This window comes from Mesorhizobium amorphae CCNWGS0123, assembly GCF_001686985.1.
In the GTDB taxonomy this organism is placed as follows: domain Bacteria; phylum Pseudomonadota; class Alphaproteobacteria; order Rhizobiales; family Rhizobiaceae; genus Mesorhizobium; species Mesorhizobium amorphae.
The window spans coordinates 518000-541079 of record NZ_CP015318.1 but is presented as its reverse complement, the minus strand read 5'-3'; the positions used below and the strand labels follow the sequence as shown (position 1 = coordinate 541079).

Below are 23080 nucleotides of genomic sequence, written 5' to 3'. Positions count from 1 at the left end.
TTTGCTCTAGACCAAAGTCGGGGCAAGGTCACGCCTCATGGAAGAAGATTCGCCCTTTGTCGCAGCCGCGCCCGTGCTGGTGCCGATGCCCGCCGAGCGGCCCTACACCTATGCGGTGCCAATGGGCATGCGCGTGGTGCCGGGCTCGATCGTGCGCGTGCCGCTCGGCCCGCGCCAGGTGGCCGGCATCGTCTGGGACGGCGTTGTCGAAAAGGTCGACGCGAAGAAATTGCGGCCGATCGAGCAGGTCTTCGACTGCCCGACGATCGACCGCGCCATGCGCCGTTTCGTCGACTGGATCGCGCAATACACGCTGTCGCCGCCCGGCATGGTGGCGCGCATGCTGCTGCGGGCGCCGGAGGCCTTTGACCCGGAACCGTGGATCGAAGGGCTGCAGCGCACCATGCTGCGGCCCGACCGAATGACGGAGGCGAGGACGCGCGTGCTGGAGACGGCCGAAGGCGGGCTTGCCTGGACGCGCTCGGGGCTGGCGCATGCCGCCGGCGTATCCTCGACCGTCATCGACGGCCTGCGGGCGCAGGGCGTTTTTGAGACCGTGACGATCCCGCCGCGACCGGTGGTTGCAGCGCCCGATCCCGACTATGCGCAGCCTGCCCTGATGCCCGACCAGGAGGAGGCGGCCGTGATGCTGCGCGCCGGTGTGTCGGCGGACGCGTTTGGCGTCACCTTGCTCGACGGCGTCACCGGCTCCGGCAAGACCGAAGTCTATTTCGAGGCGGTGGCGGCCGCGCTCGACAAGGGCAGGCAGGTGCTTATCCTGCTGCCGGAAATCGCGCTGACGCACGCCTTCCTGGAACGCTTCCAGGACCGTTTCGGCGCCAAGCCGGCGGAGTGGCATTCCGACCTGCCGCCGCGGATGCGCGAACGGGTCTGGCGGCAAGTGGCTGAAGGCGGCGTGCGCGTCGTCGCCGGCGCGCGCTCGGCGCTGTTCCTGCCGTTCCGCGATCTTGGGCTGATCGTCGTCGACGAGGAGCACGACCCCGCCTACAAGCAGGAGGACCGCGTCTTCTACAATGCGCGCGACATGGCCGTGGTGCGCGGCCATATTGGCGGCTTTCCGGTGGTGCTCGCCTCGGCGACGCCGTCGGTCGAAAGCCGGGTCAATGCGAGCCAGGGCCGCTATGGCAGGGCGGTGCTTTCGGGGCGCTTTGCTGAAGCCGCGCTTCCCGACCTGAAGACCATCGACATGCGGCGTGCGCCGCCGGCACGTGGCGGCTTCCTGTCGCCGCTGATGCTCGACCATATGAAGCGGACACTGGAGCGGCAGGAACAGTCGCTGCTGTTCCTCAACCGGCGCGGCTACGCGCCGCTGACGCTGTGCCGGGTCTGCGGCCATCGCTTCGGCTGCCCGGTCTGTTCGGCCTGGCTGGTCGAGCACCGCTTTCGCGGCCAGCTCGTCTGCCACCATTGCGGGCACAATGAGAAGCGGCCGGAAGCTTGCCCGGAGTGCGGCACGCTCGACCATCTCGTCGCCTGCGGGCCGGGTGTCGAGCGCATCGCCGAAGAGGTGGTCGCGCATTTCCCCGACGCCCGCACCATCGTCCTGTCGTCCGACCTGATGGGCGGGGTGCGGCGGCTGCGGCTCGAGCTGGAGGCCATCGCCAATGGCGAGGCCGACATCGTCATCGGCACGCAGCTGGTTGCCAAAGGCCACAATTTTCCGAACATGACGATGGTCGGGGTGGTCGACGCCGACCTCGGCCTTGCCAATGGCGATCCGCGCGCCGCCGAGCGCACCTTCCAGCTGCTCAGCCAGGTTACGGGACGTGCCGGCCGCACCGGCAAGAAGAGCCTCGGCCTGCTGCAAACCTTCCAGCCCGAGCATCCGGTTATGCGGGCGATCGTCTCCGGCGATGCCGAGGCGTTTTACGAACGCGAGATCGCCGAGCGCGAGCGGGCGGCACTGCCGCCCTTCGGCCGGCTCGCCGGCGTCATCGTCAGCGCCGTGACGCGGGCGGAAGCGGAGGGCCATGCGCGCGGCCTGCGCCGCGCCGCACCTCAGGCCAGCGATCTGTTCGTGCTCGGTCCGGCCGAGGCGCCGTTGTCGTTGCTCGGCGGCCGCCATCGCTTCCGCCTGCTGATCCAGGGTGAACGGCGCGCCGACATGCAAGGCTTTATCCGCGCCATGCTGGCCGAGGGGCCGAAGCTGCGCGGCTCGGTCCGGGTGCAGGTCGATATCGATCCGCAGAGCTTTTTGTGAAATTGATCATGCAAATTGGAGTGCGAGCGGATGAAAACCCTTGGCCTGCTCGGCGGCATGAGCTGGGAATCGACCGCGATCTACTACCGGCTGCTGAACGAGATCGTGCGCAAGCGGCTGGGCGGGCTGCATTCGGCGAAGCTGCTGCTCTGGTCGTTCGATTTCGCCGAGATCGCCGAACGGCAGCATGAAGGCGACTGGCAGGGAGCCGGCGTGCTCTTGGCGGAGGCCGCACGCGGCCTGGAAGCGGCCGGCGCGCAGGGGCTGCTGGTCTGCACCAACACCATGCACAAGCTGGCGGATGAGGTGCAGGCGGCGGTGTCCATTCCGCTGATCCACATTGCCGATGCCACGGCGGTCGCCGTCAAGGATGCCGGCGTCAAGCGCCCGGCGCTGCTGGCGACGCGGTTCACCATGGAGCAGGATTTCTACAAGGGCCGGCTTGCCGGCAAGTACGGCCTGCAGCCGGTGGTGCCGGACCAGGCTGGACGCGACATGGTGCATCGCGTGATCTATGACGAGCTCTGCCAGGGCATCGTCAGCGGGCCATCGAAGGCGGCCTATATCGACGAGGTCGATCGCCTGCGGCGCGATGAAAGGATCGACGGCGTCATCATGGGCTGCACCAAGATCACCATGCTGATCGGCCAGCCGGATTTCGACATCCCGGTGTTCGACACCACGCGCCTGCACGCCGAGGCGGCGGTCGAATTCGCGCTCTCCTGATGCGACCTTCCTAAATTGCCGGCCGCCATCTGGCGCAAGGGTTCTCGTTCGCTAGAATACCCGCAATTTCAAACAGGCATTTACGAGGGGACAAGATGGATTTTGTGTTTCCATGGCCGACAAGCCAGGGCGAGTGGCTGGCGTGGTCGAGCGCCGTCGTGACCTTGGCTCTCGGGCTTGTGCTGTTCCTGGCGCCGAACCTCGCCTTCCGGATACTCAGGCTGCAGGTCAAGCCCGAGAAAGCGGCGGCGATTGCCGAAGGGCGCGGCCGCATGTCGGGCTTCTATCTCGGCGTCAGCCTGTGCTGCATTTTGCTGGCGCAGCCATGGCTCTACATGGCGCTCGGCTTCTCCTGGCTGTTCACTGCCTTCGGCCGCTTGCTGTCGATGATGTCGGACGGCGCCAACACGCCTTTCAACTGGGCGTCGATCATTGTGGAACTGGTGCTGGCGGCGCTGCCACTTGCCTTTGTCTTCGGCTTTTTGCCCTGAATCCAACGGCTTCGGGCGAACTCCGCAGCTGGATGCGACAAAAGTGCCTGAAAACCATGCGGAACGACGCATTGCGGTCTTAAAAGGCCTGTGCTAGACGGCAATCGACTTTCGGCCGGGGATAGCGGAAGCCGCGCCTCCGTGCTTGGAAAAATGCAGTAAGGTCAAAGATTTAGCCAGAGTTCTCACTCGCGCCAACAATCTGCGGCCTGTCAGACAAGAGAAAAGACGGTCCGTGGCCCAATCGTCATCGCCAATCTCAGGTGTCGCAGAACGCTACGCGGGTTCGCTGTTCGAACTCGCCCAGCAGGCAAATTCCGTCGCCAAGGTCGAAGCCGACCTCAACAGTTTCGAGGCGATGCTGGAAGGCAGCGCCGACCTGATGCGCCTGATCAAGAGCCCGGTGTTCTCCAGCGAGGACCAGGCCAAGGCGATCGCGGCGATCGCCGACAAGGCAAAGATCACTGGGCTGACCGGAAATTTCCTGCGCGTCGTCGCCAAGAACCGCCGGCTGTTCGCCGTGCCGGGCATGATCAAGGCGTTCCGCCAGATCGCCGCCGAGCATCGTGGCGAGGCCGCTGCCGAGGTGACGTCGGCGCATGAGCTGACCGCAGCCCAGCAGACCGAACTGAAGGCGGCACTGAAGAGCGTTGCCGGCAAGGACGTGGCCATCACCGTTACCGTCGATCCGTCGCTGCTTGGCGGGCTGGTGGTCAAGATGGGCTCGCGCCAGATCGATACGTCATTAAAAACCAAACTCAATTCGCTCAAGCTTGCACTGAAAGAGGTCGGCTGATGGACATCCGCGCCGCGGAAATTTCCGCAATTCTGAAAGACCAGATCAAGAATTTCGGCAAGGAGGCCGAGGTCTCCGAAGTCGGCCAGGTGCTGTCCGTCGGTGACGGTATCGCCCGCGTCTACGGCCTCGACAATGTCCAGGCCGGCGAGATGGTCGAGTTCCCCGGCGGCATCCGCGGCATGGCGCTCAACCTCGAAGCCGACAATGTCGGCGTCGTCATCTTCGGCGCCGACCGCGACATCAAGGAAGGCGACACCGTCAAGCGCACGGGCGCCATCGTCGACGTTCCGGTCGGTCCGGGCCTTCTCGGTCGCGTCGTCGACGCGCTCGGCAACCCGATCGACGGCAAGGGCCCGATCAAGGCGGTCGAGCGCAAGCGCGTCGACGTCAAGGCGCCCGGCATCATCCCGCGCAAGTCGGTGCATGAGCCGATGTCGACCGGCCTCAAGGCCATCGACGCGCTGATCCCGGTCGGCCGCGGCCAGCGCGAGCTGGTCATCGGCGATCGCCAGACCGGCAAGACCGCCATCATCCTCGACACGATGCTGAACCAGAAGTCGGTGCACGACAACGGCCCCGAGAAGGAGAAGCTCTACTGCGTCTACGTCGCCGTCGGCCAGAAGCGCTCGACCGTCGCGCAGTTCGTCAAGGTGCTGGAAGAGCGCGGCGCGCTCGACTACTCGATCATCATCGCCGCCACCGCGTCCGATCCGGCGCCGATGCAGTTCCTGGCGCCGTTCGCCGGCTGCACCATGGGCGAATATTTCCGCGACAACGGCATGCATGCGCTGATCAGCTATGACGATCTGTCGAAGCAGGCCGTCGCCTATCGCCAGATGTCGCTGCTGCTGCGCCGCCCGCCGGGCCGCGAAGCCTATCCGGGCGACGTGTTCTACCTGCACTCGCGCCTGCTCGAGCGCGCCGCCAAGCTCAATGACGACAATGGCAACGGGTCGCTGACCGCGCTGCCGATCATCGAGACGCAGGCCAACGACGTGTCGGCCTACATCCCGACCAACGTGATTTCGATCACCGACGGCCAGATCTTCCTGGAAACCAACCTTTTCTTCCAGGGCATCCGTCCGGCGGTCAATGTCGGCCTGTCGGTGTCGCGCGTCGGTTCGTCGGCGCAGATCAAGGCGATGAAGCAGGTCGCCGGCTCGATCAAGGGCGAGCTCGCGCAGTATCGCGAAATGGCGGCCTTCGCGCAGTTCGGCTCCGATCTCGACGCCGCCACGCAGCGCCTGCTCAACCGCGGCTCGCGCCTGACCGAGCTCTTGAAGCAGCCGCAGTTCTCGCCGCTCAAGGTCGAGGAACAGGTCGCGGTGATCTTCGCCGGCGTCAACGGTTACCTCGACAAGCTGGCGATCAACCAGGTCGGCAAGTTCGAACATGGGCTGCTCAGCCACATGCGCTCGGCCGGCAAGGACGTGCTTGATGGCATCCGCAAGGAGAAGGCGCTGTCGGACGATCTGCGCGCCAAGCTGAAGGCGGAAATCGACGCCTTCGCCAAGACCTTTGCTTGAACGAAGCCGGACGCACGGGATCAGGTTTGAAGCATGCCTTCATTAAAAGACCTTCGTAACCGTATCGCCTCGGTCAAGGCGACGCAGAAGATCACCAAGGCGATGCAGATGGTCGCCGCGGCGAAGCTGCGCCGCGCGCAGGAGGCTGCGGAAGCGGCGCGTCCCTATTCCGAGCGGATGGGCGCGGTTCTGGCCAACATCACCCAGGCGGTCGGCGGCGGTGGCGATGCCCCGGCGCTGATGACCGGCACCGGCAAGGACGACGTGCATCTGCTCGTCGTCTGCACCGCCGAGCGTGGCCTGTGCGGCGGCTTCAACTCGCAGATCGCGCGTTTCGCCCGGGATCACATCCGCCGGCTGCTGGCGGACGGCAAGCAGGTCAAGATCATCTGCGTCGGCAAGAAGGGTTTTGACATATTGCGCCGTGACTACGCGTCAATGATCATCGACCGTGTCGATCTGCGCGAGGTCAAGACGCTTGGCTTCGTCAACGCCGACGCGATTGCCCGCAAGGTCATTCACCTCTTCGGCGAGGGCAGCTTCGACGTCTGCACGCTGTTCTATTCGCAGTTCAAGTCGGTGATCAGCCAGATCCCGACCGCGCAACAGATCATTCCGGCCGGCGTGGCCTCCGCTCCGGCCGCAGCGGCGGACGGCGGCAATGCCGTCTACGAATATGAGCCGGAGCCGGGCGAGATCCTCTCCGACCTCATTCCGCGCAACATCTCGGTGCAGGTCTTCCGCGCGCTGCTCGAAAACGCAGCCGGAGAGATGGGTGCCAAGATGAGCGCCATGGACAATGCGACGCGCAACGCCGGCGACATGATCAACAAATTGTCGATCACCTACAACCGCCAGCGGCAGGCGCAGATCACCAAGGAATTGATCGAAATCATTTCGGGCGCCGAGGCGCTCTAGGCACGCTCGCAAGAAGGTCATCGACCTTCCGGCGTGCGAAAAACAAAGAGACGAAAAAGGGCAAAGACGATGGCGAAAGCAGCGACCCCCCAGAAGGTAGCCTCGAAGACGGCGGCCCCCAAGGCGGCAGCGCCGGCAAAGGCTCCGGCAGCAGCAGCGAAGGCGGCTCCGGCCAAGAAGGCGGCAGCACCGGCCAAGGCCGCCGCGGCCAAGGCACCAACCGTTACCATCAAGAAGACGGGTGCGGTCGGCAAGGTTCGCCAGGTCATCGGCGCCGTCGTCGACGTGCAGTTCGGCGAGCATCTGCCGGCGATCCTGAACGCGCTGGAGACGGTCAATGTCGGCAACCGCCTCGTGCTTGAGGTTGCCCAGCATCTCGGCGAGAACACCGTGCGTTGCATCGCCATGGACTCGACCGAAGGTCTGGTCCGCGGCCAGGACGTCTATGACACCGGCGCGCCGATCACCGTGCCGGTCGGCCCGGGCATGCTCGGCCGCATCATCAACGTCATCGGCGAGCCGGTCGACGAAGAGGGCCCGGTCGACGGCATCGAAATGCGCGCCATCCACCAGCCGGCGCCGACCTATGTCGAGCAGTCGACGGAAGCGCAGATCCTGGTCACCGGCATCAAGGTTCTCGACCTGCTCGCGCCCTACGCCCGCGGCGGCAAGATCGGCCTGTTCGGCGGCGCCGGCGTCGGCAAGACCGTGCTGATCCAGGAACTGATCAACAACGTCGCCAAGGCGCATGGCGGCTTCTCGGTGTTCGCCGGCGTCGGCGAGCGTACCCGTGAAGGCAACGATCTCTATCACGAGTTCATCGAGTCAGGCGTCAATAAGAAGGGCGGCGGCGCCGGTTCCAAGGCGGCACTCGTCTATGGCCAGATGAACGAGCCGCCGGGCGCGCGTGCCCGCGTCGGCCTGACCGGTCTGACCGTTGCCGAATATTTCCGCGACCAGGGCCAGGACGTGCTGTTCTTCGTCGACAACATCTTCCGCTTCACGCAGGCGGGTTCGGAAGTGTCGGCGCTGCTCGGCCGCATTCCTTCGGCCGTGGGCTATCAGCCGACTCTGGCCACCGACATGGGCGCGCTGCAGGAGCGCATCACCACGACGACCAAGGGCTCGATCACCTCGGTGCAGGCGATCTACGTGCCGGCCGACGACCTGACCGACCCGGCGCCGGCGACCTCGTTCGCCCACCTCGACGCGACGACCGTGCTCAACCGCGCGATCTCGGAAAAGGGCATCTACCCGGCCGTTGATCCGCTTGACTCGACCTCGCGCATGCTCGACCCGATGGTCGTCGGCGAAGAGCACTATCAGGTCGCCCGCCTGGTGCAGTCGATCCTCCAGCGCTACAAGTCGCTGCAGGACATCATCGCCATCCTGGGCATGGACGAGCTGTCCGAAGAGGACAAGCAGACCGTTGCCCGCGCCCGCAAGATCGAGCGCTTCCTGTCGCAGCCGTTCTTCGTCGCCGAAGTGTTCACGGGTTCGCCGGGCAAGCTGGTCGACCTCGCCGACACCATCAAGGGCTTCAAGGGCCTCTGCGCCGGCGACTACGATCACCTGCCGGAGGCGGCCTTCTACATGGTCGGCGGCATCGACGAAGCGGTCGAAAAGGCACAGCGCCTGGCGGCTGAAGCGGCATAAGAAGCGAATAGGGAGTAGCGAATAGGGATTTCTGGGTCGAGCGGGTCTTCTTTCCCTACTCGCTACTCACTATTCCCTACTCGCTAATTTGATCATGGCTGAAGCTTTCCAATTCGAACTGGTCTCGCCGGAACGCCTGCTGGTGTCCGAGCAGGTCGAATCCGTCGTCATTCCAGGCGCCGAAGGCGAGATGACCGTCATGGCGCATCATGCACCGGTCATGACCACGATCAAGCCGGGCGTCGTCACGGTGAAGACCGCCGCCGGCAAGGAAGAACGCTACGTGGTGTTCGGCGGCTTCGCCGACATCGTTCCGGCCGGCTGCACGCTGCTCGCCGAGTCGGCGGTCGCCGTCGGCGACATCGACCGCACCGACCTGGCACGCCGTATCCAGGAAGCCAGGGAAGACGCGGCCGATGCCAAGGACGACGAGGCCCGCAGCAAGGCCGAGCAATTCCTTAGCCAGCTCACCACGCTGGAAGGCGCCATTCTGCCGGCTTGAGGCAGGTGCTCGTCCCAGGCGAAGCGGAGCGCAAACCCTGACGTCACGGCTCTGATCCCGGGACCTTCGCAGTCCGATTCGAGTCGGCGCGAAGTCGCCCTACGGCGTATCGCTCTGTATGCCGAGCGCAGCCAACGCAAGGGCCGGCCCGCCTTGCCGCAGATGGACGAGATGCGTGGCCACGAATTCGATCAGCGTCCGGCGCTCGTCATGGTCCTTGGCGAAGCCGGCGAGATCGAACACCGCCGCCACTGTCTCTTCCGTCGGCAGGTTCCGGCCAAAAAGCGCTGCCAACGGTGCATCGAGCGGATCGGTGAAATGGCTTTCCGGCAAAGACCTGCCGCGCGCTTCGCATGCCGCGATCCAGGCGGCGACAACCAGCATCAGATGCGCGGGCAAGGCACCGGACTCCAGCCGCTCGACAGCGGAGGCAACGATGCGCTGCGGCAGTTTCTGGCTGCCGTCATTGGCGATCTGCGCCGTGCGGTGGGCGAGTGCCGTATTGGAAAAACGCTCGGCGAGCTCTGCCGTATAGGCTGACGTGTCGAGCCCGGCGTCCTCGGGCAGCGTCGGGATGGCTTCGGCCCATAGCCTGTCGACGAACTGCCGGATCGCCGGATCGGCGAAGGCGCGGTCGACCGTCGCGTGGCCGCTGAGCAGGCCGAGATAGGCGATCGCCGAATGCGAGCCGTTGAGCAGCCTGAGCTTCATGTCCTCGAAGGGCTCGACGTCGCCGACCATGGTGGCGCCGAACTTTTCCCAAGCGGGTCGTCCTGTAGGGAAGTCGTCCTCGATCACCCATTGGCAGAACGGCTCGGTCATGACGGGCCAGGCGTCCTCGATGCCCAACTCCCCGGTGATCCTCGCCCGGTCGGCATCGGTGGTCGCCGGCACGATGCGGTCGACCATGCTCGACGGGAAGGCGACCTCGTCGGCGATGTGACGGGCGAGGTCGCCATGGCCTGAAGCGGCATCGCGCAGCGCGGCGAACTCGACCAGCAGCCGGTGCAGCGTGGCGCCGTTGGCGGGGAGATTGTCGCAGCAAAGCACGGTGAAGGGTGGCGCGCCGGCGGCGCGGCGGCGCGCCAGTGCCTCGCTCAGGAAGCCATGCGCGGTCTTCGGCGCATGCGGGTTCGCGAGGTCATGAACGATGTCGGGATGGGCGGCGTCCAGCCCGCCGCCCGCTGCCCGCAGATAGGCCTTTTCGGTGATCGTCAGCGTGACGATGCGGGTGCGCGGGTTGGTCAGCACGGCCAGCACCGCGCCCGGATCCTCCGGCGCCACCAGCATCGACAGGATCGAGCCGACGACGCGCAGTTGTTCGCCGCCGCTGCTCCTGATCGCCAGCGTGTAGAAACCGTCCTGGGGTGCCAGCGCGTCGCGTGTGTCGGCGCTGCGCAGGGAGACGCCGACAATGCCCCAATCCGTCTCGCCCGCCGCCAGGCAGTCGTCGACATAGACGGCCTGATGGGCGCGATGGAACGCGCCGACACCGAGATGGACGATGCCCGGCGCGACGCTGTCGCGATCATAGGAAGGGATTGCGACCTGCTCCGGCAATGACCGCAGTGTCGTGTCGGACAAACGGCCGCTGGTCATGACACCAAAAGAAGCTTCAAACGGAGCGGCATGTCGATGTCCCTGTGCGGTGAGCCACACGCGGCCTAACACCTGTTTCCCGCTGCCGCAAGGACAGCCCGAGTGCCGTCGGCAACGTTGACATCATCCGCTACCGACCATACCGATACCCGACCCCGAAGGAGCCGCTTTTGCGCATATCTGGCGCGTCTCGTCGTCGAGCACAGGCTGCGTGAGGGCGAGGCGCATGAGCGGGCCGGGGAATTGGCCTACACACTTGCCAAGAAGGCCTATCGACTCTGACGGGCTGTTTGCGAGACATCCAATGACGGGCGGGCGCTGGATACAATGAGCAAGACCGACCTCTCAGCCTTCAGCCTTACCGGCAAGCGTATCCTGGTCACCGGTGCCAACACCGGCATCGGCCAGGGCATCGCCGTCTCGATAGCGCGCGTCGGCGGCTTTGTGGTCGGCGTCGGCCGCTCGGCGATGGCTGAAACGGCGGGGAAGGTTGCGGCGGTAGGCGGAAGTTTCGAGGCGGTGCACTGCGACCTTGGCGACCCGGTGGCTGCCCAGGCGATGCTCGACCGGGTCTGGGATGAAAGCGGGCCGCTCGACGGGCTGGTCAACAATGCCGGCATCATCCGGCGCGCCGACGCCGTCGACCTGAGCGAGACCGACTGGGACGATGTCCTCGAAGTCAACCTGAAGACGGTTTTCATGCTCAGCCAGGGCTTTGCCAGGCGCGTGCTTGCCGATCCGGGCCGGCGCGGCAAGATCGTCAACATCGCCTCGGTGCTCAGCTTCCAGGGTGGCATCCGGGTCGCCTCCTACACTGCCTCCAAGCATGGCGTGCTCGGCATCACCAGGCTGCTCGCCTGCGAGTGGGCGGCAAAAGGCATCAACGTCAACGCCATCGCGCCGGGCTATATCGAGACCAACAATACCGAGGCGCTGCGCGCCGATCCCGACCGCAGCGCCGCCATCCTGGCACGCATTCCAGCGGGACGCTGGGGCGAACCGGAGGATATCGGCGATGCAGCCGTCTTCCTGCTGGCGCCGGCGTCCAACTATATGCATGGCGCCGTGGTGCCGGTGGATGGCGGCTGGCTGGCGCGATGAGGACGAGCAAATGACCGCGACGAAACTCTTCCGGCATGCCGGCGATGGCGCATGGACGCCGACGCCCGACGGCAACCGCAGGCGCGTCCTGCTCACGACTGACGAGCTGATGATGGTCGAGTTCGCCTTCGACAAGGGCGGCATCGGCGTGCTGCATTCGCATCCGCATGTGCAGGCGAGCTATGTCGCCGAAGGCCGCTTCGAGGTTACCATCGACGGCAGGAGTGAAATTCTGGATGCGGGCAGCAGCTTCATCGTCCCGTCCAATCTGGTGCATGGCGTCAAGGCACTCGAGGCCGGACGCCTGGTCGACAGTTTCACGCCGCAGCGCGCCGATTTCCTCGGCTGACCGTTTTCGGGCCGTTCCAGAAATGGAAAACCCGCGCCTCCGGAGAGGCGCGGGTGTGTTGCCTGGGCGCTTGTGGCGCCGCGGTACTCAAAACATCGCCGCAGGACCGCAACCGTGCCGCAACAGGGTGAAGATAAGCTTAACGAGAGGCGGTGCTGCGGTCGGTGATGGGACGCCGGCTCAACGCTGCTGCAGCGCCAGGCGTAGGCCCAGGGCGCAGTAGATGCCGCCGACCACCTTGCCCTGCCATCTCAGCACGGCGGGGTTGCGGCGCAGGAAACGGCCCAGGCCTCCGGCGGAGACAGCGAAGACCACGGTGCTGAAGAGGCCGAGCAGGACGAAGACCGCACCCAGGACCATCAGCTGCAGGACCACCCATCCGTTATCCGGATGCACGAACTGGGGCAGAAACGCCAGGAAGAACAGCGCGGTCTTCGGGTTCAGCACCTCGGTCACGATGGCCTGCCGGAACGCCTTGCCTGCCGATATCGGCAGGCTGCCTGCCGGATTGGCCGGGGCCTTTTCGAGAATGGCGCGGATGCCCAGGTAAACGAGATAGGCCGCGCCAATATATTTGATGATGCTGAACAACATCGCCGAGGTGGCGATGACGGCCGAGATGCCGATGATCGCCATGAAGGTGTGAACCACGTCGCCCGCCGCGATGCCGGCGCCGGTGGCGATCCCGACCTTGGTTCCCGAACTCGTCGCCCGCGCCACGGTGAGCAGGGTCGCCGGGCCCGGAATGAAAACGAAGCCGAGTACGACCGCGACATAGGTAGCCAATGTAGCCAGATCGATCATTGCCGGGAGTCCTCCGCTCGCGATCGAGACAGGAAGCCACCCTTTGCACGGAAAGGCAATGAAGCAGCAAAAATGGCGCCGGGCCGGCTCGCCGCGATTTTGGCGATGCCAGCCCGGATGGCCTTCCGGTGATCTTCGCCTTAAGAAAGTGCCTCAGCCAAACCGGGAATCACTCTCAATGCACATATCGACGGCGGGTATCCCGCTTGAGGGGCGGGATCCCAAGCGGCGCGTCCTGAAGGATGTGTTCGGCTTCGACGATTTCCGCCCCGGCCAGGCTGCCGTGACGGAGGCGTTGCTGGCCGGGCGTCACGTGCTGGCCGTCATGCCGACGGGTGCGGGCAAGTCGCTCTGCTACCAGGTGCCGGCACTGGTCCTGGGCGGGCTCACCATCGTCGTTTCGCCGCTGGTGGCGCTGATGCAGGATCAGGTCGCGGCGCTGCGCCTTGCCGGCGTTGCCGCCGACACGATCAATTCCTCTTTCGACCGCGAGGCCAATGTCGCGGCATGGCGGCGCGTCGCTGCGGGCCAGACGCGGCTGCTCTATCTCGCGCCGGAACGGCTGATGACCGATCGCATGCTCGAGGCGCTTGCCAGGCTGGACATCAGCCTGATCGCCATCGACGAGGCGCATTGCATCTCGCAATGGGGGCCGGCGTTCCGGCGCGAATATGAGGAGCTGTCGCGGCTGCGCGACATTTTTCCGAAAGTGCCGATCATAGCGCTGACGGCGACCGCGGACGAGGCCACGCGCACCGATATAGAGGCGCGGCTGTTTGCCGGGCGCGTCGAAACGCTGGTGCTGGGTTTCGACCGGCCGAACATCAAGCTCGGCATCGAGCCCAAGCAGGACAGCAAGCGCCAGCTGCTGGATTTCGTGCGGCGCCATGCCGGCCGCAGCGGCATCGTCTACTGCCTGTCGCGCAAGAAGACGGAGGATGTGGCGGCGTTCCTCGAGAAGAACGGCGTCACCGCGCTCGCCTATCATGCCGGCATGAGCAAGGACGCGCGTGAAGCGAATCAAAACGCCTTCATGACCTCGCCCGGCGTCGTGATGGTGGCGACCATCGCCTTCGGCATGGGTATCGACAAGCCCGATGTCGCCTATGTGTTTCACACCGATCTGCCGGGCAGCCTGGAGGCCTACTACCAGGAGATCGGCCGCGCCGGTCGCGACGGGCGGCCGGCGGAGGCGCGCATGCTTTTCGGCCTCGGCGACATCCGCATGCGTCGGCTTTTCATCGAGGACGAAGCAACGCCGGCGGAGCACAAGAGGCGCTCGCATGGCCGGCTCGACACCTTGATCGGCTATTGCGAGACAGCCGAGTGCCGGCGCCAGGTGCTGCTCGGTTATTTCGGGGAGGAAGCCTCGTCCTGTGGCAACTGCGACAACTGCCTGGATCAGGTGCCGCGCGCCGATGGCGCCGCCGAGGCGCGGTTCATCCTGGCGGCCATCGCCGAAACCGGCGAACGCTTCGGCGCCGCCCATGTCATCGATGTCCTGCTACGCCATGAAACCGAGAAGATCCTGGCCAGGAGCCATCACAGGCTCGCCAGCTTCGGCAGCGGCGTGGCGCACAAGAAGGATTTCTGGCTGTCGCTCATACGACAGCTCGCAGCAGGCGGGTTTCTGATGCCGGATCCGGGCGGCCATGGCGGCCTCGCCATCGCCGAGAAGGGCCAGGCGCTTGGCCGTGGCGAGATCCCGTTCCTCTACCGCGTCGAGACGCGGCTGCGCCGCGGCAAAATGCGTTCCGCCCAGGGTGCCGCCATGGACACGGAAGGCCTGGATGCCTCGTTGCTGGCGGCGCTCAAGACATTGCGGCTGCGGCTCGCCAAGGAGCGCCAGGTGCCGGCCTATGTGATCTTCTCCGATCGCACGCTGATCGACATGGCCGCGCGCTGCCCAAGCGACCTCGACGCCTTCGCCGAAGTGAACGGTGTCGGGGCGGCGAAGCTCAAGGAGTTTGGGGAGATATTTCTGGGCGCAATCGCCGCGCACGAAGGAAATCAGGTGGGAGAAGCGGGTGATTTGGCGAGATGAGTGAAGGCAGACCCCTGTCCGTCCGAGACGATCACGCCAAAGCACCGCCCCGGTCCCAGGCGCGCAATTAGATAAGTTAAAGGCAACTTTGGTGTGTTATAACGCTGCGTTCTCGGGGCGGATACGAGATCGATGGATCAGGAAAGACTTCTAGCCGCAGTCCTCTTAGCTGATGTCGTGGGCAGCACGCCCCTCTATGAGCGCATCGGCGACGATGCCGCCCTGCAGCAGGTCTCGGATTGCCTTGACGCGATACGCGAGATTGTCGCCCGGCACGGCGGTGATTTCATTTACTCGAAGGGCGACGATGTGCTCAGCCTGTTCGAGAGGCCAGAGGGGGCGCTTAGGGCCGTCTGCCAAATCAGCCGCCAACTGACGAACGGGCCGCTGAACGCCCGGATCGGATTGCATTTCGGGGCGGTCATTCGCGCGCGGAGCGCGGTATTCGGCGACGTTGTCAATGTCACCGCAAGGTTGTCCACCACCGCAAACCCCGGCGAGGTGCTGATCAGCCAGAGCTTCTTCGAAGCCCTTTCCGCGGGCAGCCGCAGTGCCTTGCGGCTCCTCGACAAAATGGCCTTCAAGGGGAAGCAAGAACTCTTCGATGTCTATACCCTGAGGAGCGACGATGGGGCCCTCGGTACGCAGATCGCCAGCCGGGGCACCATTATCGACAGGCGCTTCGCCCCACCGCGGCAGATCAATCTGGTCATCCGCTATGGAGATCAATTGCTATCCTGCCGAAACAACGAACTCGTGACGATCGGCCGATCTCCTGAATGCAATATCGTCGTCGAGCGGCCCTGGGTCTCAAGGCACCACGCGACCTTCTCCATTTCGAATGGCAAGGCCCGGCTTATCGAGCGAAGCTCGTCGGGCACATTTGTGTCGATGGGACCCGGCCATGAAGTATTCGTGCGCCGCGAAGATATTCTCCTCTTCGGCTCCGGCGTCATCTCGCCTGGACTGAGGTTGTCCCTCGACGACGCCCAGGTTCTTCACTACGAAATTGTCTCGGACTGACCAGGCCGGACTCGTTGGCCGCGACTGGCTTCAAGCGGCCTGCACAGGGTGACGAGCTCTTCTATATCGCGAAGGCCAGGGCGTCCTATCCGGACGACTTTGCTGAGCTATCACGACTTTGGCCGGAAGGTGCGGGTCTTGAGATGTGCCGGGGCCGTCAATTCGGCATCGACCGGAACCAGATAATTCTTTCCGTCTACGGGGGCGACATTTGCCAGGTAGCCGCGAACCCGTTGCGAAGGTTTCGCGCTCCCCAGAAGGAAGCGGGACATGGCAGCCCTGGCGAGATAGGGTCGCGAGTACTCCGAACCGGAATAGTTTTCAGTTAACGTTCGGCGGCTTGTAGCTCTCCCACCGCGATAGACGGGTCTCGATGTCGAAGCGGGACGCCTCGAAATTGGTGCCGGTGTTGACCTTGTTTTTGCCGTCGATCAGCCGATACAGCCCGTTGTTCTCGACATCGTCGACAGGGTGGGTCGATCGCACCACCCGCAGCCATAGCGATCGTGCTCGATCGCAGACGTCCTTGACCCTGCTCATTTCTTCCTCCCGTCAGTCTCCATGCTGCTCGAGGTTTTCATCGCACACGCGGTCCCGGCCGGGCCTGCCAGCTCTCGGTCGGCGCGCTCAACCTGCGCCTGATCTGTGATCCCGTCAATGTCATCGCATCCAGATCGCGTCGTCCGAGACCCGTTATTGAAGTGCTGCTGGTGGTCGGATCCTCTGCTTGAACCGCCTCATCAGCTCGGCCTTTCGCCAGCGGCAGAGACGTCCCCCAGCGTGCTGCGCAAGCCTGCGCGCGCGCCCGCCTTAGTGGCCGGGTTGCCTGGTTCGGAAAGTGCTGGAACTTCTCGCCCTCGACGACAGATCGTGCAGTCAGAGATGCAGTCGTCGGCCTCACCGAGACGGAAAGGGTAATCAGAACAAATAGTTAGCTCAGTGCGATGGCGGAGAGGGAGGCCGCCTCAGCTTAGCTCGGTGGCTGCCGGAGTCTGCCGGCAAACGCTTCCTAAGCCGTTGTAACACCGATTGTTTCCACTATGTCTTCGTCGCTAAGCGTCGATAGCACCCGCTTATTTCCGCTGGCCAAGTCGGGGGTTGAAGCGGGGGCGACACAAGGGGCATATGGACCCATGGCACTGACTTCTAAGCGGATTGCGAAACTGAATGCACCCGGTCGCTACCGTGACCCGGAGACACGCGGCCTCTACTTACAGGTCGGTCGCGCCGGCACGAAGAGTTGGCTGCTCCGATATGAGCTAAATGGGCGAGAGCGGTTCCACGGCCTGGGATCGCTTGGCGACTTCAGCTTGAAGGAAGCTCGGGAACGAGCTCGGGCGGCCAGACAGAAACTTGCTGACGGTATAGATCCAATCGATGCGCGGCGGGCTGCGCGGGCAGCTCTTGCTGTTGAAGCCGCCAAAGCCATCACTTTCGAGAAAGCCGCGCGGCAATATTCCGAACAGAACGAACCGCGCTGGAAGAATAGCAAGGCGGCCGCACAGTTCCTCTCTACGATGCGGGACTACGTGTTCCCGGTCTTCGGGAACGTGTCAGTCGCTCACGTGGATACCGGCCTTGTTCTGAAGGCTTTGGAACGGGAGCATCCCCAGCGCCACGGTAAGAGCATTTGGAGGGCCGTTCCAGAAACCGCCAATCGCGTTCGCGGTCGAATCGAGAACGTGCTGGATTGGGCCACGACGCGCGGCTATCGCGAAGGCGATAATCCTGCCCGCTGGCGTGGGCATCTGGAAAACGTGCTAACTGCCCGTGGTCAGATACAGCGGGTCCAGCACCATGCCGCGATGGCATATGTGGAGCTTCCGCCTTTCATTGCAGCGTTGGCGGAACGGGATGGGGTTGCGGCCCAAGCCTTGGAATTCACGATCCTGACAGCAGCGCGGACGGGCGAGGTCCTGGGCGCAACGTGGGACGAAATTGACCTTGATGGAATGGTCTGGACGATCCCCGCCGGACGGATGAAGGCGGGCAAGGAACACCGTGTTCCTCTATCAGATCGCACATGCCAAATCCTTAAGTGGCTTCCCCGTGAGAAAGGCAATTCGTTTGTATTCATTGGCGCTCGGACGAATGGCATGTCGAATATGGCTATGGCGGCGGTGCTGAAGCGCATGGGGCGCAAGGACGTAACCGTTCACGGCTTCCGCTCGACGTTCCGCGACTGGGCTGCGGAGTTGACTGGCTATCCCAACCACGTTGTGGAGCAAGCGCTGGCACACACAATCGGCAATGCGGTCGAGCGAGCCTATCGCCGTGGCGACCTATTCGAGAAGCGCGTGCGGTTGATGGCCGACTGGGCGCGGTTCTGCCAGAGCCCTGCGCCAGTTGGCAAGGTGGTGCCGATGAGGGCTGCGGGATGAGGCGCGATAGGCAAGCCGAGCCTGAGTTTCAGGCGAAAACCGACGAGCCGGAATGGTCGGAGACTGATCTCAAATGTCTGAGACGGCTCGTTCGCAAGTATGGTCTACACGAAGTCTCCCACATGGCAGGTGAGATCGTCCCCATAGGTCCGGGGAGGCCATCCCGTGGCGATCTTCCCTACTACGAAGGAATGCATTTGGCCGATTGGATCGAGGAGCAAAGGGCCGAGCACAAGCGCTTGGGCAACAGTGCGCCGCTCAAGCGCGCGCTTAACGACGCATACGAAATGCTTCACGGTGACGATCCAGACCGGCCCGACCCTGAGAAATTTGCAACAACCTTGAAGCGGAAGTTCTACCCAGCGCGACGCGACCTCCATGTCCTACAGAGAGTCGCCGAAGAGCTGAACGCAATCGTGCCCAAACAAAAACAGCGCGAAAAATAGTCAAGGTATAGTTCGCGCTCTCAGAACAGTTTTCCCGCCATCCGTGTCGCTCCATAACGGGCCTCAGCGGTGCGCCAAGCAACCCGCTGACGTTTGGTAAGGAGACCTGCATCATGACCGAAATCCCCGAACCGCAGCGCGTTCTGCGAGAGGCGGAACTGTCTGCCCTGGATGGGCTTAGGAAAACTCAGAGGGCCGAATTGATCCGGCGGGGCCTGTACCCGGCGCCCGTGCGGATTTCTGATCGCCGGAAGGTGTGGTTGGCCCATGAGGTCGCAAGCTGGCAGCAGGCGCGGATTTCTGCCCGAAGCACAAAGGGCGCGCTCTGATGACCACAGCGAACGAAATCATCACCAAGCTCGGCGGCAACGAGCGGACAGGAATGTGTCGGTGTCCGGCTCACCACGACCAGAACCCATCACTGCACGTCGGCAACGGCCGCAAGGGCGTTGTCGTCCGCTGCCATGCCGGTTGCTCACAAGAGAACGTGATCGCTGCACTGCGGCAGCACGGCCTCTGGTCGAAAACAAGCGATAGAGTCCGGCTTCGCCCCCCAGCGAACACAGATACGAACCAGACAGAGCGGACCGCCAGGAAATTGCTGAATGCCGCTGAGAAATCAACTGGACGTCCGAACGACTATTTACAGGGGCGTGGAATAAGGCGCTCACCCCCGACGCTGAAGTTGGTCGACAGGGGCATAATGTCCGCGATCACCGGCACGAAGCTTCCTGCCATGATAGCACCCATCACCAATAAGGACGGCCAGGTCGTTGCAGCACACGTGACCTATCTGACGGCCGACGCCAAGAAAAACGCCGTTGGCAAGAACGGCAATGTGCGGCGCATGTACGGCAAAGTTGCAGGCGGCCTTGTTGTCCTCCAAGAGTCTGATCCAGAAAAGCCGTTCATCGTCGGCGAGGGAATTGAGACGGTTCTCAGCGCAATGCAGATCAGTGGCTTTCCTGGTGGGGCAGCATTGTCGGCTGGCAGCATGGAGAAGCTGCGCTTGCCACGAGCGCGCGAGTACATAGTCGCAGCTGACAACGACGAGCCAGGCCAAAAGGCGGCCGCCATATTCGCGAAGCAGGTTCGGGTCAAAGGCAGCCGAGTACGCATTGCTCTGCCGGCGTCGCAAGGTCTTGACTGGAACGACGTACTCCAGGGCAATGATCCTGAAGGCTGCTGGCAAGCGGCGCTCGACATCCACAACGGCTGGAAATCCTCCGGGTCAATATTAGCGCTTGAAGAATCCAAGTTCATGGAACTCGAATTCCCGACGAGAGACCTGCTCTTGGATCCATGGCTGCCTCTACCGGGGCTCGCGATGATCTACGCACCCAGGGGCGAGGGCAAGACCTGGCTCGCGGGTGCCATCGCCAAGGCTGTTGCAGGTGGGCGCGGTCTCCTCGGCTGGAAATGTCCGGGCGGTGCCGCCCGTGTACTCTACGTTGAGGGCGAGCTATCGGGGAGGTCGGTGCAAGGTCGACTAAAGAAGTTCCGACCCAGCCCGCCTGGCATGCTTCATATTCTTAGCCGAGACACCTGTCTGCTGCGCCGCCAAACCATGCCCAATCTCGGGGATGACAAGGGGCGTCAGGAAATGGACCGCATCATCGAACAGTGCCGTCCGGACCTAGTGATAATTGACACCCTCTCGACCATGGTGCGCTCTGGAATTGAGAACGACGCCGAGTCTTGGGCGCCGATACAAGCATGGCTTCTTGACCACCGATGGCACGGCCGCACAATCATCGTGCTGCACCATTCGGGAAAGTCGGGCCAGCAGCGCGGGACGTCCAAGCGCGAGGATGTGATGGATACCATTATCAAGCTGAAGAAGCAGCCCGAGGCGTGCACCGAAACCGAGAGCGTCTTCGATCTGACTTTTGAGAAGAGTCGGGACTTCTACGGCAAGGCTGCCGAGTCGATGCGCCTACGGTTCTCTACTGAGGGCGACCGAGCGAAATGGCTCGCTGAACCGATGCGCGACGTGCAGGCGGAAAAGGTGCGTGAAATGCTGAAAGGGGGAATGAAACAGAAGGACATCGCGCGGGAGATGAACGTCTCCCCCGGCCGCGTGTCGCAAATTGTCAAAGAAATTCGGGAGCGCGGTGACGAACGAGCCATTTCGCGCCGCAGCCGCAGCGACAGGGTCCGTGAAAGGAATAGACTTTAGATCTTTAGCCACCCTAGGGCGTTAGGGCGCTAAACCCTGGAGGGCGCCCGCCCTGGCGCTTTGATAGATACGTAGGAAATGAAAGTTTAGGGGGTTTAGTCCCTAACCCGGTTAAACCATTATTTTTCTTCACGTGGAGAATCCCGCCTGGCGGAAAAGCAGGTTAGGCGGTGACAACCACCGCCGCTATCCCCTGCAGATCAAGGGTTCGAAGCCAGCAACGTCGTCACTCCCCGCCATGACCCCCGGCTTCGTGCGGCCACAGCGTGAAGAAACGAATGCTACGCTGACACCCACATAGCGAGCAGACGACTGGGAACTGCCGGTCTCTCGGGGGACGGTTCCCTGAGGTAGTTCGGCAGCTTTCCCACTCCCTTGTCAGAAACCGGGTGCATTCCACCGGACCAATCCCGCTTGCAGGCCGTGTCAAGATTGTCCAATTGTCTGCCCTTGGTCTCAAGCGCCATCAACCCAGATAGATTCGTTTTCGGTAAAATTCGGAAATGAAAGGAACTTGGCGTCCCGTGTCAGGTAGCCTAAAGCGAGTCGAGCAATTGGAAGCGGCCAAGCACTAGTGCGCCAATCCCAACGCGTCGCCTTGGCTAAACGTCTCGACAAATTGGCGCCCGGTCGTGACTGGCAATCATCGCCGGAGCAATTTAGCCGCGATGAGGCAGCATTTCTCGACGCGTTCGACATTACGTAGGGCTGCTGTCCGATCCTGTCTCTCGGTTCGGCAGGCGGCCGATGCTGCGCTCACAGATACCGGTCTGACTTTGCCAGCTTCTATCGTCATGGCGCTCCTCTGGTTCCTTAAGTGTCCCTCATCCTGCGACTACGGCGGAACGGTCTCCGGCGGCGCGGAGGAGGTGCATAAGCCCAACCGCTGGCCTCAAGCGCCCGCTCATACCTGAATCTGGTGGCGACTATTCCCAATATCGCTTGACCTGGAAAGATCTCCGCACGCTTCCGCGCCGCATTTATGAATGCACTTGCCGGCAGCGCCGCAACGATGGCATGCCCTTCGACGCGTTCCGGCAACAAACACCAGAGCATGCTGGGATTTGGTCCTGACGGCTCACTTGTTGCCGCGACACCTTCAAAGTCGAAGAACACAGGCGCAGTGCATTTAGCCCACGCGATAGGGAAGCACGCTTCTGGGCTAGGTGTAATGAAAATGCTTGTTCGGGGTATCAGCCTGAAAAGCCTTCGACCTTGAAGAAACCGGGATCGATCTCTCTTCAGCCTCATTCCATCCACGACCCAGACCATATTTCGATGGAACACCTCGCGTGCTGCCATCTCCTGTGCCGGCAAGTGCGAATGCTGGAACTCGATGACCAAGCCATACTCGGTTTTCACATCTGCAATATGTTTTTCACCTGCCTCGTCACGCTGGATCACCTCCTGCCATCCCGCTGGAAATTTGTCCTTCCAGCCGCGATGCCACGGGGTTTCCGGCTCCCACCACGGATCGCAGTTCCTGTTGCCGCGATGCGCCCAATGCCAGACCCTTTGCATTCCGCACCTTGCAGTCATTGGCCGCGAACAGCCCGGGCAGAAAGCGATCATTCCAGGCGATGCCTCGCACCGAATATCGTTCACCAATGCAAACCGCATGCTCTTCTCCATAAGCGTTCAGGGCCGCACGCCATCGCAGGCGGCGGCCAGATTCTTGTTTGGGAAGCTATGTCGGCAGCGCGGCCAGCCTGAGCTGGTGCTGTTTCTTTTTATCTTCGACGTGAGGTCAGACCGTCGTCGGTTATCATACGGCTCAGAAAATGCCCGGCGCCGCTTCTTCTCAAAGCACGCACTAAAAATCATCCAATCGGCCGGTTCAGTCAAGTCTGTCGGGAAGGCGCGCAACCGCCGCGTAAGAGGTGGCAAGATTGTAGAACGCCCCTGTCGTTGCCGAGAAAGCCTGACAATGGCCAATGAGCGATCCTGCCGTCGGGAATGCCCACAAGCGGTTGTGCCACTCAGCGGTCAAATCTCCCGCGGACCGCACGCTATGAAGAAGTCAGAAGAAATCTTGCGCGATTTCGAAGCAAGCTCACTCCAGAAGGGGACCCCTCCCATGCCGCAAATTGGGACCGGCCCCTCCCAACGCGTTTCGCCTTCATCAGTCTGGACTCTGTGAGCCAACGTCACCCTGTCGCGTAGCTGGCTAGCGCTGCCGGTATGGGCGCACCTGTCAGGCGTGAAGCACCGCTGTCCGGGCATTTGTCGGCTCAAGACGACGCAAAAAGCACGCCAAAGCCCCCCATAGTCACTCCCTGTTCTTCTAAACGCACGAAAAGAGCATCATCCAATGC

At 63.2% G+C, this 23080-nt stretch carries 20 protein-coding genes; 16 read left to right on the top strand and 4 right to left on the bottom strand.

Annotated features, from left to right (window positions below):
- Positions 1 to 37: 37 nt before the first annotated feature.
- The 8 genes from A6B35_RS02530 (at position 38) to A6B35_RS02495 (ending at position 8839) form a co-directional block, all read left to right on the top strand.
- On the top strand, positions 38 to 2221 hold the full coding sequence (locus A6B35_RS02530; RefSeq protein ID WP_006206548.1) for a primosomal protein N': 2184 nt from the start codon (positions 38 to 40) through the stop codon (positions 2219 to 2221).
- 30 nt (positions 2222 to 2251) lie between these two features.
- The gene (locus A6B35_RS02525) at positions 2252 to 2947 is read left to right on the top strand and encodes an aspartate/glutamate racemase family protein (RefSeq protein ID WP_006206549.1); all 696 of its coding nucleotides are present in this window, start codon (positions 2252 to 2254) and stop codon (positions 2945 to 2947) included.
- 95 nt (positions 2948 to 3042) lie between these two features.
- Positions 3043 to 3438, top strand: coding sequence for an AGROH133_08824 family phage infection protein (locus A6B35_RS02520; protein ID WP_006206550.1), 396 nt, complete (start codon positions 3043 to 3045; stop codon positions 3436 to 3438).
- 235 nt (positions 3439 to 3673) lie between these two features.
- Positions 3674 to 4234: a F0F1 ATP synthase subunit delta gene (locus tag A6B35_RS02515; RefSeq protein ID WP_006206551.1), complete on the top strand. Its 561-nt coding sequence runs from the start codon at positions 3674 to 3676 to the stop codon at positions 4232 to 4234.
- Entirely contained in the window at positions 4234 to 5763 is a 1530-nt protein-coding gene (atpA, locus tag A6B35_RS02510; RefSeq protein WP_006206552.1) for a F0F1 ATP synthase subunit alpha, read from the top strand. Before A6B35_RS02515 ends, atpA begins: the two co-directional genes overlap by 1 nt.
- Before the next feature lie 33 nt (positions 5764 to 5796).
- Complete coding sequence (locus A6B35_RS02505; RefSeq protein WP_006206553.1) at positions 5797 to 6681, top strand: F0F1 ATP synthase subunit gamma; 885 nt, start codon at positions 5797 to 5799, stop codon at positions 6679 to 6681.
- A 69-nt stretch (positions 6682 to 6750) separates the two neighbouring features.
- Entirely contained in the window at positions 6751 to 8337 is a 1587-nt protein-coding gene (gene atpD, locus A6B35_RS02500; RefSeq protein ID WP_006206554.1) for a F0F1 ATP synthase subunit beta, read from the top strand.
- A gap of 94 nt (positions 8338 to 8431) precedes the next feature.
- A complete protein-coding gene (locus A6B35_RS02495; RefSeq protein WP_006206555.1) occupies positions 8432 to 8839 on the top strand; it encodes a F0F1 ATP synthase subunit epsilon in 408 nt (135 codons plus the stop codon).
- Positions 8840 to 8938: 99 nt separating this feature from the next.
- Here the strand turns inward: A6B35_RS02495 and A6B35_RS02490 are convergent, their stop codons facing one another.
- Positions 8939 to 10438: a mannitol dehydrogenase family protein gene (locus A6B35_RS02490; protein WP_065518143.1), complete on the bottom strand. Its 1500-nt coding sequence runs from the start codon at positions 10436 to 10438 to the stop codon at positions 8939 to 8941.
- 327 nt (positions 10439 to 10765) lie between these two features.
- Here A6B35_RS02490 and kduD point away from each other — a divergent pair, with 327 nt between their 5' ends.
- Complete coding sequence (gene kduD / locus A6B35_RS02485; protein ID WP_006206355.1) at positions 10766 to 11539, top strand: 2-dehydro-3-deoxy-D-gluconate 5-dehydrogenase KduD; 774 nt, start codon at positions 10766 to 10768, stop codon at positions 11537 to 11539.
- A 10-nt stretch (positions 11540 to 11549) separates the two neighbouring features.
- Entirely contained in the window at positions 11550 to 11888 is a 339-nt protein-coding gene (locus tag A6B35_RS02480) for a cupin domain-containing protein (protein ID WP_040584203.1), read from the top strand.
- A 180-nt stretch (positions 11889 to 12068) separates the two neighbouring features.
- Here the strand turns inward: A6B35_RS02480 and A6B35_RS02475 are convergent, their stop codons facing one another.
- A complete protein-coding gene (locus tag A6B35_RS02475) occupies positions 12069 to 12692 on the bottom strand; it encodes a LysE family translocator (protein ID WP_006206357.1) in 624 nt (207 codons plus the stop codon).
- A gap of 178 nt (positions 12693 to 12870) precedes the next feature.
- Here A6B35_RS02475 and recQ point away from each other — a divergent pair, with 178 nt between their 5' ends.
- Together recQ and A6B35_RS02465 are read left to right on the top strand one after the other, a co-directional pair.
- Entirely contained in the window at positions 12871 to 14736 is a 1866-nt protein-coding gene (recQ, locus tag A6B35_RS02470) for a DNA helicase RecQ (protein WP_006206358.1), read from the top strand.
- Positions 14737 to 14868: 132 nt separating this feature from the next.
- On the top strand, positions 14869 to 15759 hold the full coding sequence (locus A6B35_RS02465) for an adenylate/guanylate cyclase domain-containing protein (protein WP_006206359.1): 891 nt from the start codon (positions 14869 to 14871) through the stop codon (positions 15757 to 15759).
- A gap of 321 nt (positions 15760 to 16080) precedes the next feature.
- On the opposite strand, the gene A6B35_RS35390 is transcribed toward A6B35_RS02465, so the two are convergent.
- Positions 16081 to 16299, bottom strand: a complete 219-nt coding sequence (locus A6B35_RS35390; protein WP_006206360.1) for a hypothetical protein — start codon at positions 16297 to 16299, stop codon at positions 16081 to 16083.
- Between the two features lie 593 nt (positions 16300 to 16892).
- Here A6B35_RS35390 and A6B35_RS02455 point away from each other — a divergent pair.
- From A6B35_RS02455 to A6B35_RS02440, 4 genes are all read left to right on the top strand, one after another.
- Positions 16893 to 18140, top strand: a complete 1248-nt coding sequence (locus A6B35_RS02455; RefSeq protein ID WP_006206361.1) for a tyrosine-type recombinase/integrase — start codon at positions 16893 to 16895, stop codon at positions 18138 to 18140.
- A 122-nt stretch (positions 18141 to 18262) separates the two neighbouring features.
- Entirely contained in the window at positions 18263 to 18586 is a 324-nt protein-coding gene (locus tag A6B35_RS02450) for a hypothetical protein (protein WP_139032269.1), read from the top strand.
- A 113-nt stretch (positions 18587 to 18699) separates the two neighbouring features.
- The gene (locus A6B35_RS02445) at positions 18700 to 18915 is read left to right on the top strand and encodes a helix-turn-helix transcriptional regulator (RefSeq protein ID WP_006206363.1); all 216 of its coding nucleotides are present in this window, start codon (positions 18700 to 18702) and stop codon (positions 18913 to 18915) included.
- Positions 18915 to 20765, top strand: a complete 1851-nt coding sequence (locus A6B35_RS02440) for an AAA family ATPase (protein WP_006206364.1) — start codon at positions 18915 to 18917, stop codon at positions 20763 to 20765. Before A6B35_RS02445 ends, A6B35_RS02440 begins: the two co-directional genes overlap by 1 nt.
- Positions 20766 to 21578: 813 nt before the next feature.
- Here A6B35_RS02440 and A6B35_RS34180 read toward each other — a convergent pair.
- Positions 21579 to 22286: a competence protein CoiA family protein gene (locus A6B35_RS34180; RefSeq protein WP_244426130.1), complete on the bottom strand. Its 708-nt coding sequence runs from the start codon at positions 22284 to 22286 to the stop codon at positions 21579 to 21581.
- Between the last annotated feature and the right edge of the window lie 794 nt (positions 22287 to 23080).

Excerpts from the sequence above, each read along its gene's own strand:
- A6B35_RS02520 (WP_006206550.1), top strand. The coding sequence starts at position 3,043 with ATGGATTTTGTGTTTCCATGGCCGACAAGCCAGGGCGAGTGGCTGGCG.
- A6B35_RS02455 (WP_006206361.1), top strand. The coding sequence starts at position 16,893 with ATGGCACTGACTTCTAAGCGGATTGCGAAACTGAATGCACCCGGTCGC.
- kduD (WP_006206355.1), top strand. The coding sequence starts at position 10,766 with ATGAGCAAGACCGACCTCTCAGCCTTCAGCCTTACCGGCAAGCGTATC.
- A6B35_RS02480 (WP_040584203.1), top strand. The coding sequence starts at position 11,550 with ATGACCGCGACGAAACTCTTCCGGCATGCCGGCGATGGCGCATGGACG.
- A6B35_RS34180 (WP_244426130.1), bottom strand. The coding sequence starts at position 22,286 with ATGCAAAGGGTCTGGCATTGGGCGCATCGCGGCAACAGGAACTGCGAT.
- A6B35_RS02530 (WP_006206548.1), top strand. The coding sequence starts at position 38 with ATGGAAGAAGATTCGCCCTTTGTCGCAGCCGCGCCCGTGCTGGTGCCG.
- atpA (WP_006206552.1), top strand. The coding sequence starts at position 4,234 with ATGGACATCCGCGCCGCGGAAATTTCCGCAATTCTGAAAGACCAGATC.
- A6B35_RS02465 (WP_006206359.1), top strand. The coding sequence starts at position 14,869 with ATGGATCAGGAAAGACTTCTAGCCGCAGTCCTCTTAGCTGATGTCGTG.
- A6B35_RS02525 (WP_006206549.1), top strand. The coding sequence starts at position 2,252 with ATGAAAACCCTTGGCCTGCTCGGCGGCATGAGCTGGGAATCGACCGCG.
- A6B35_RS35390 (WP_006206360.1), bottom strand. The coding sequence starts at position 16,299 with ATGAGCAGGGTCAAGGACGTCTGCGATCGAGCACGATCGCTATGGCTG.
- A6B35_RS02440 (WP_006206364.1), top strand. The coding sequence starts at position 18,915 with ATGACCACAGCGAACGAAATCATCACCAAGCTCGGCGGCAACGAGCGG.
- A6B35_RS02450 (WP_139032269.1), top strand. The coding sequence starts at position 18,263 with ATGGCAGGTGAGATCGTCCCCATAGGTCCGGGGAGGCCATCCCGTGGC.
- A6B35_RS02490 (WP_065518143.1), bottom strand. The coding sequence starts at position 10,438 with ATGACCAGCGGCCGTTTGTCCGACACGACACTGCGGTCATTGCCGGAG.
- A6B35_RS02475 (WP_006206357.1), bottom strand. The coding sequence starts at position 12,692 with ATGATCGATCTGGCTACATTGGCTACCTATGTCGCGGTCGTACTCGGC.
- A6B35_RS02495 (WP_006206555.1), top strand. The coding sequence starts at position 8,432 with ATGGCTGAAGCTTTCCAATTCGAACTGGTCTCGCCGGAACGCCTGCTG.
- recQ (WP_006206358.1), top strand. The coding sequence starts at position 12,871 with ATGCACATATCGACGGCGGGTATCCCGCTTGAGGGGCGGGATCCCAAG.
- atpD (WP_006206554.1), top strand. The coding sequence starts at position 6,751 with ATGGCGAAAGCAGCGACCCCCCAGAAGGTAGCCTCGAAGACGGCGGCC.
- A6B35_RS02445 (WP_006206363.1), top strand. The coding sequence starts at position 18,700 with ATGACCGAAATCCCCGAACCGCAGCGCGTTCTGCGAGAGGCGGAACTG.
- A6B35_RS02505 (WP_006206553.1), top strand. The coding sequence starts at position 5,797 with ATGCCTTCATTAAAAGACCTTCGTAACCGTATCGCCTCGGTCAAGGCG.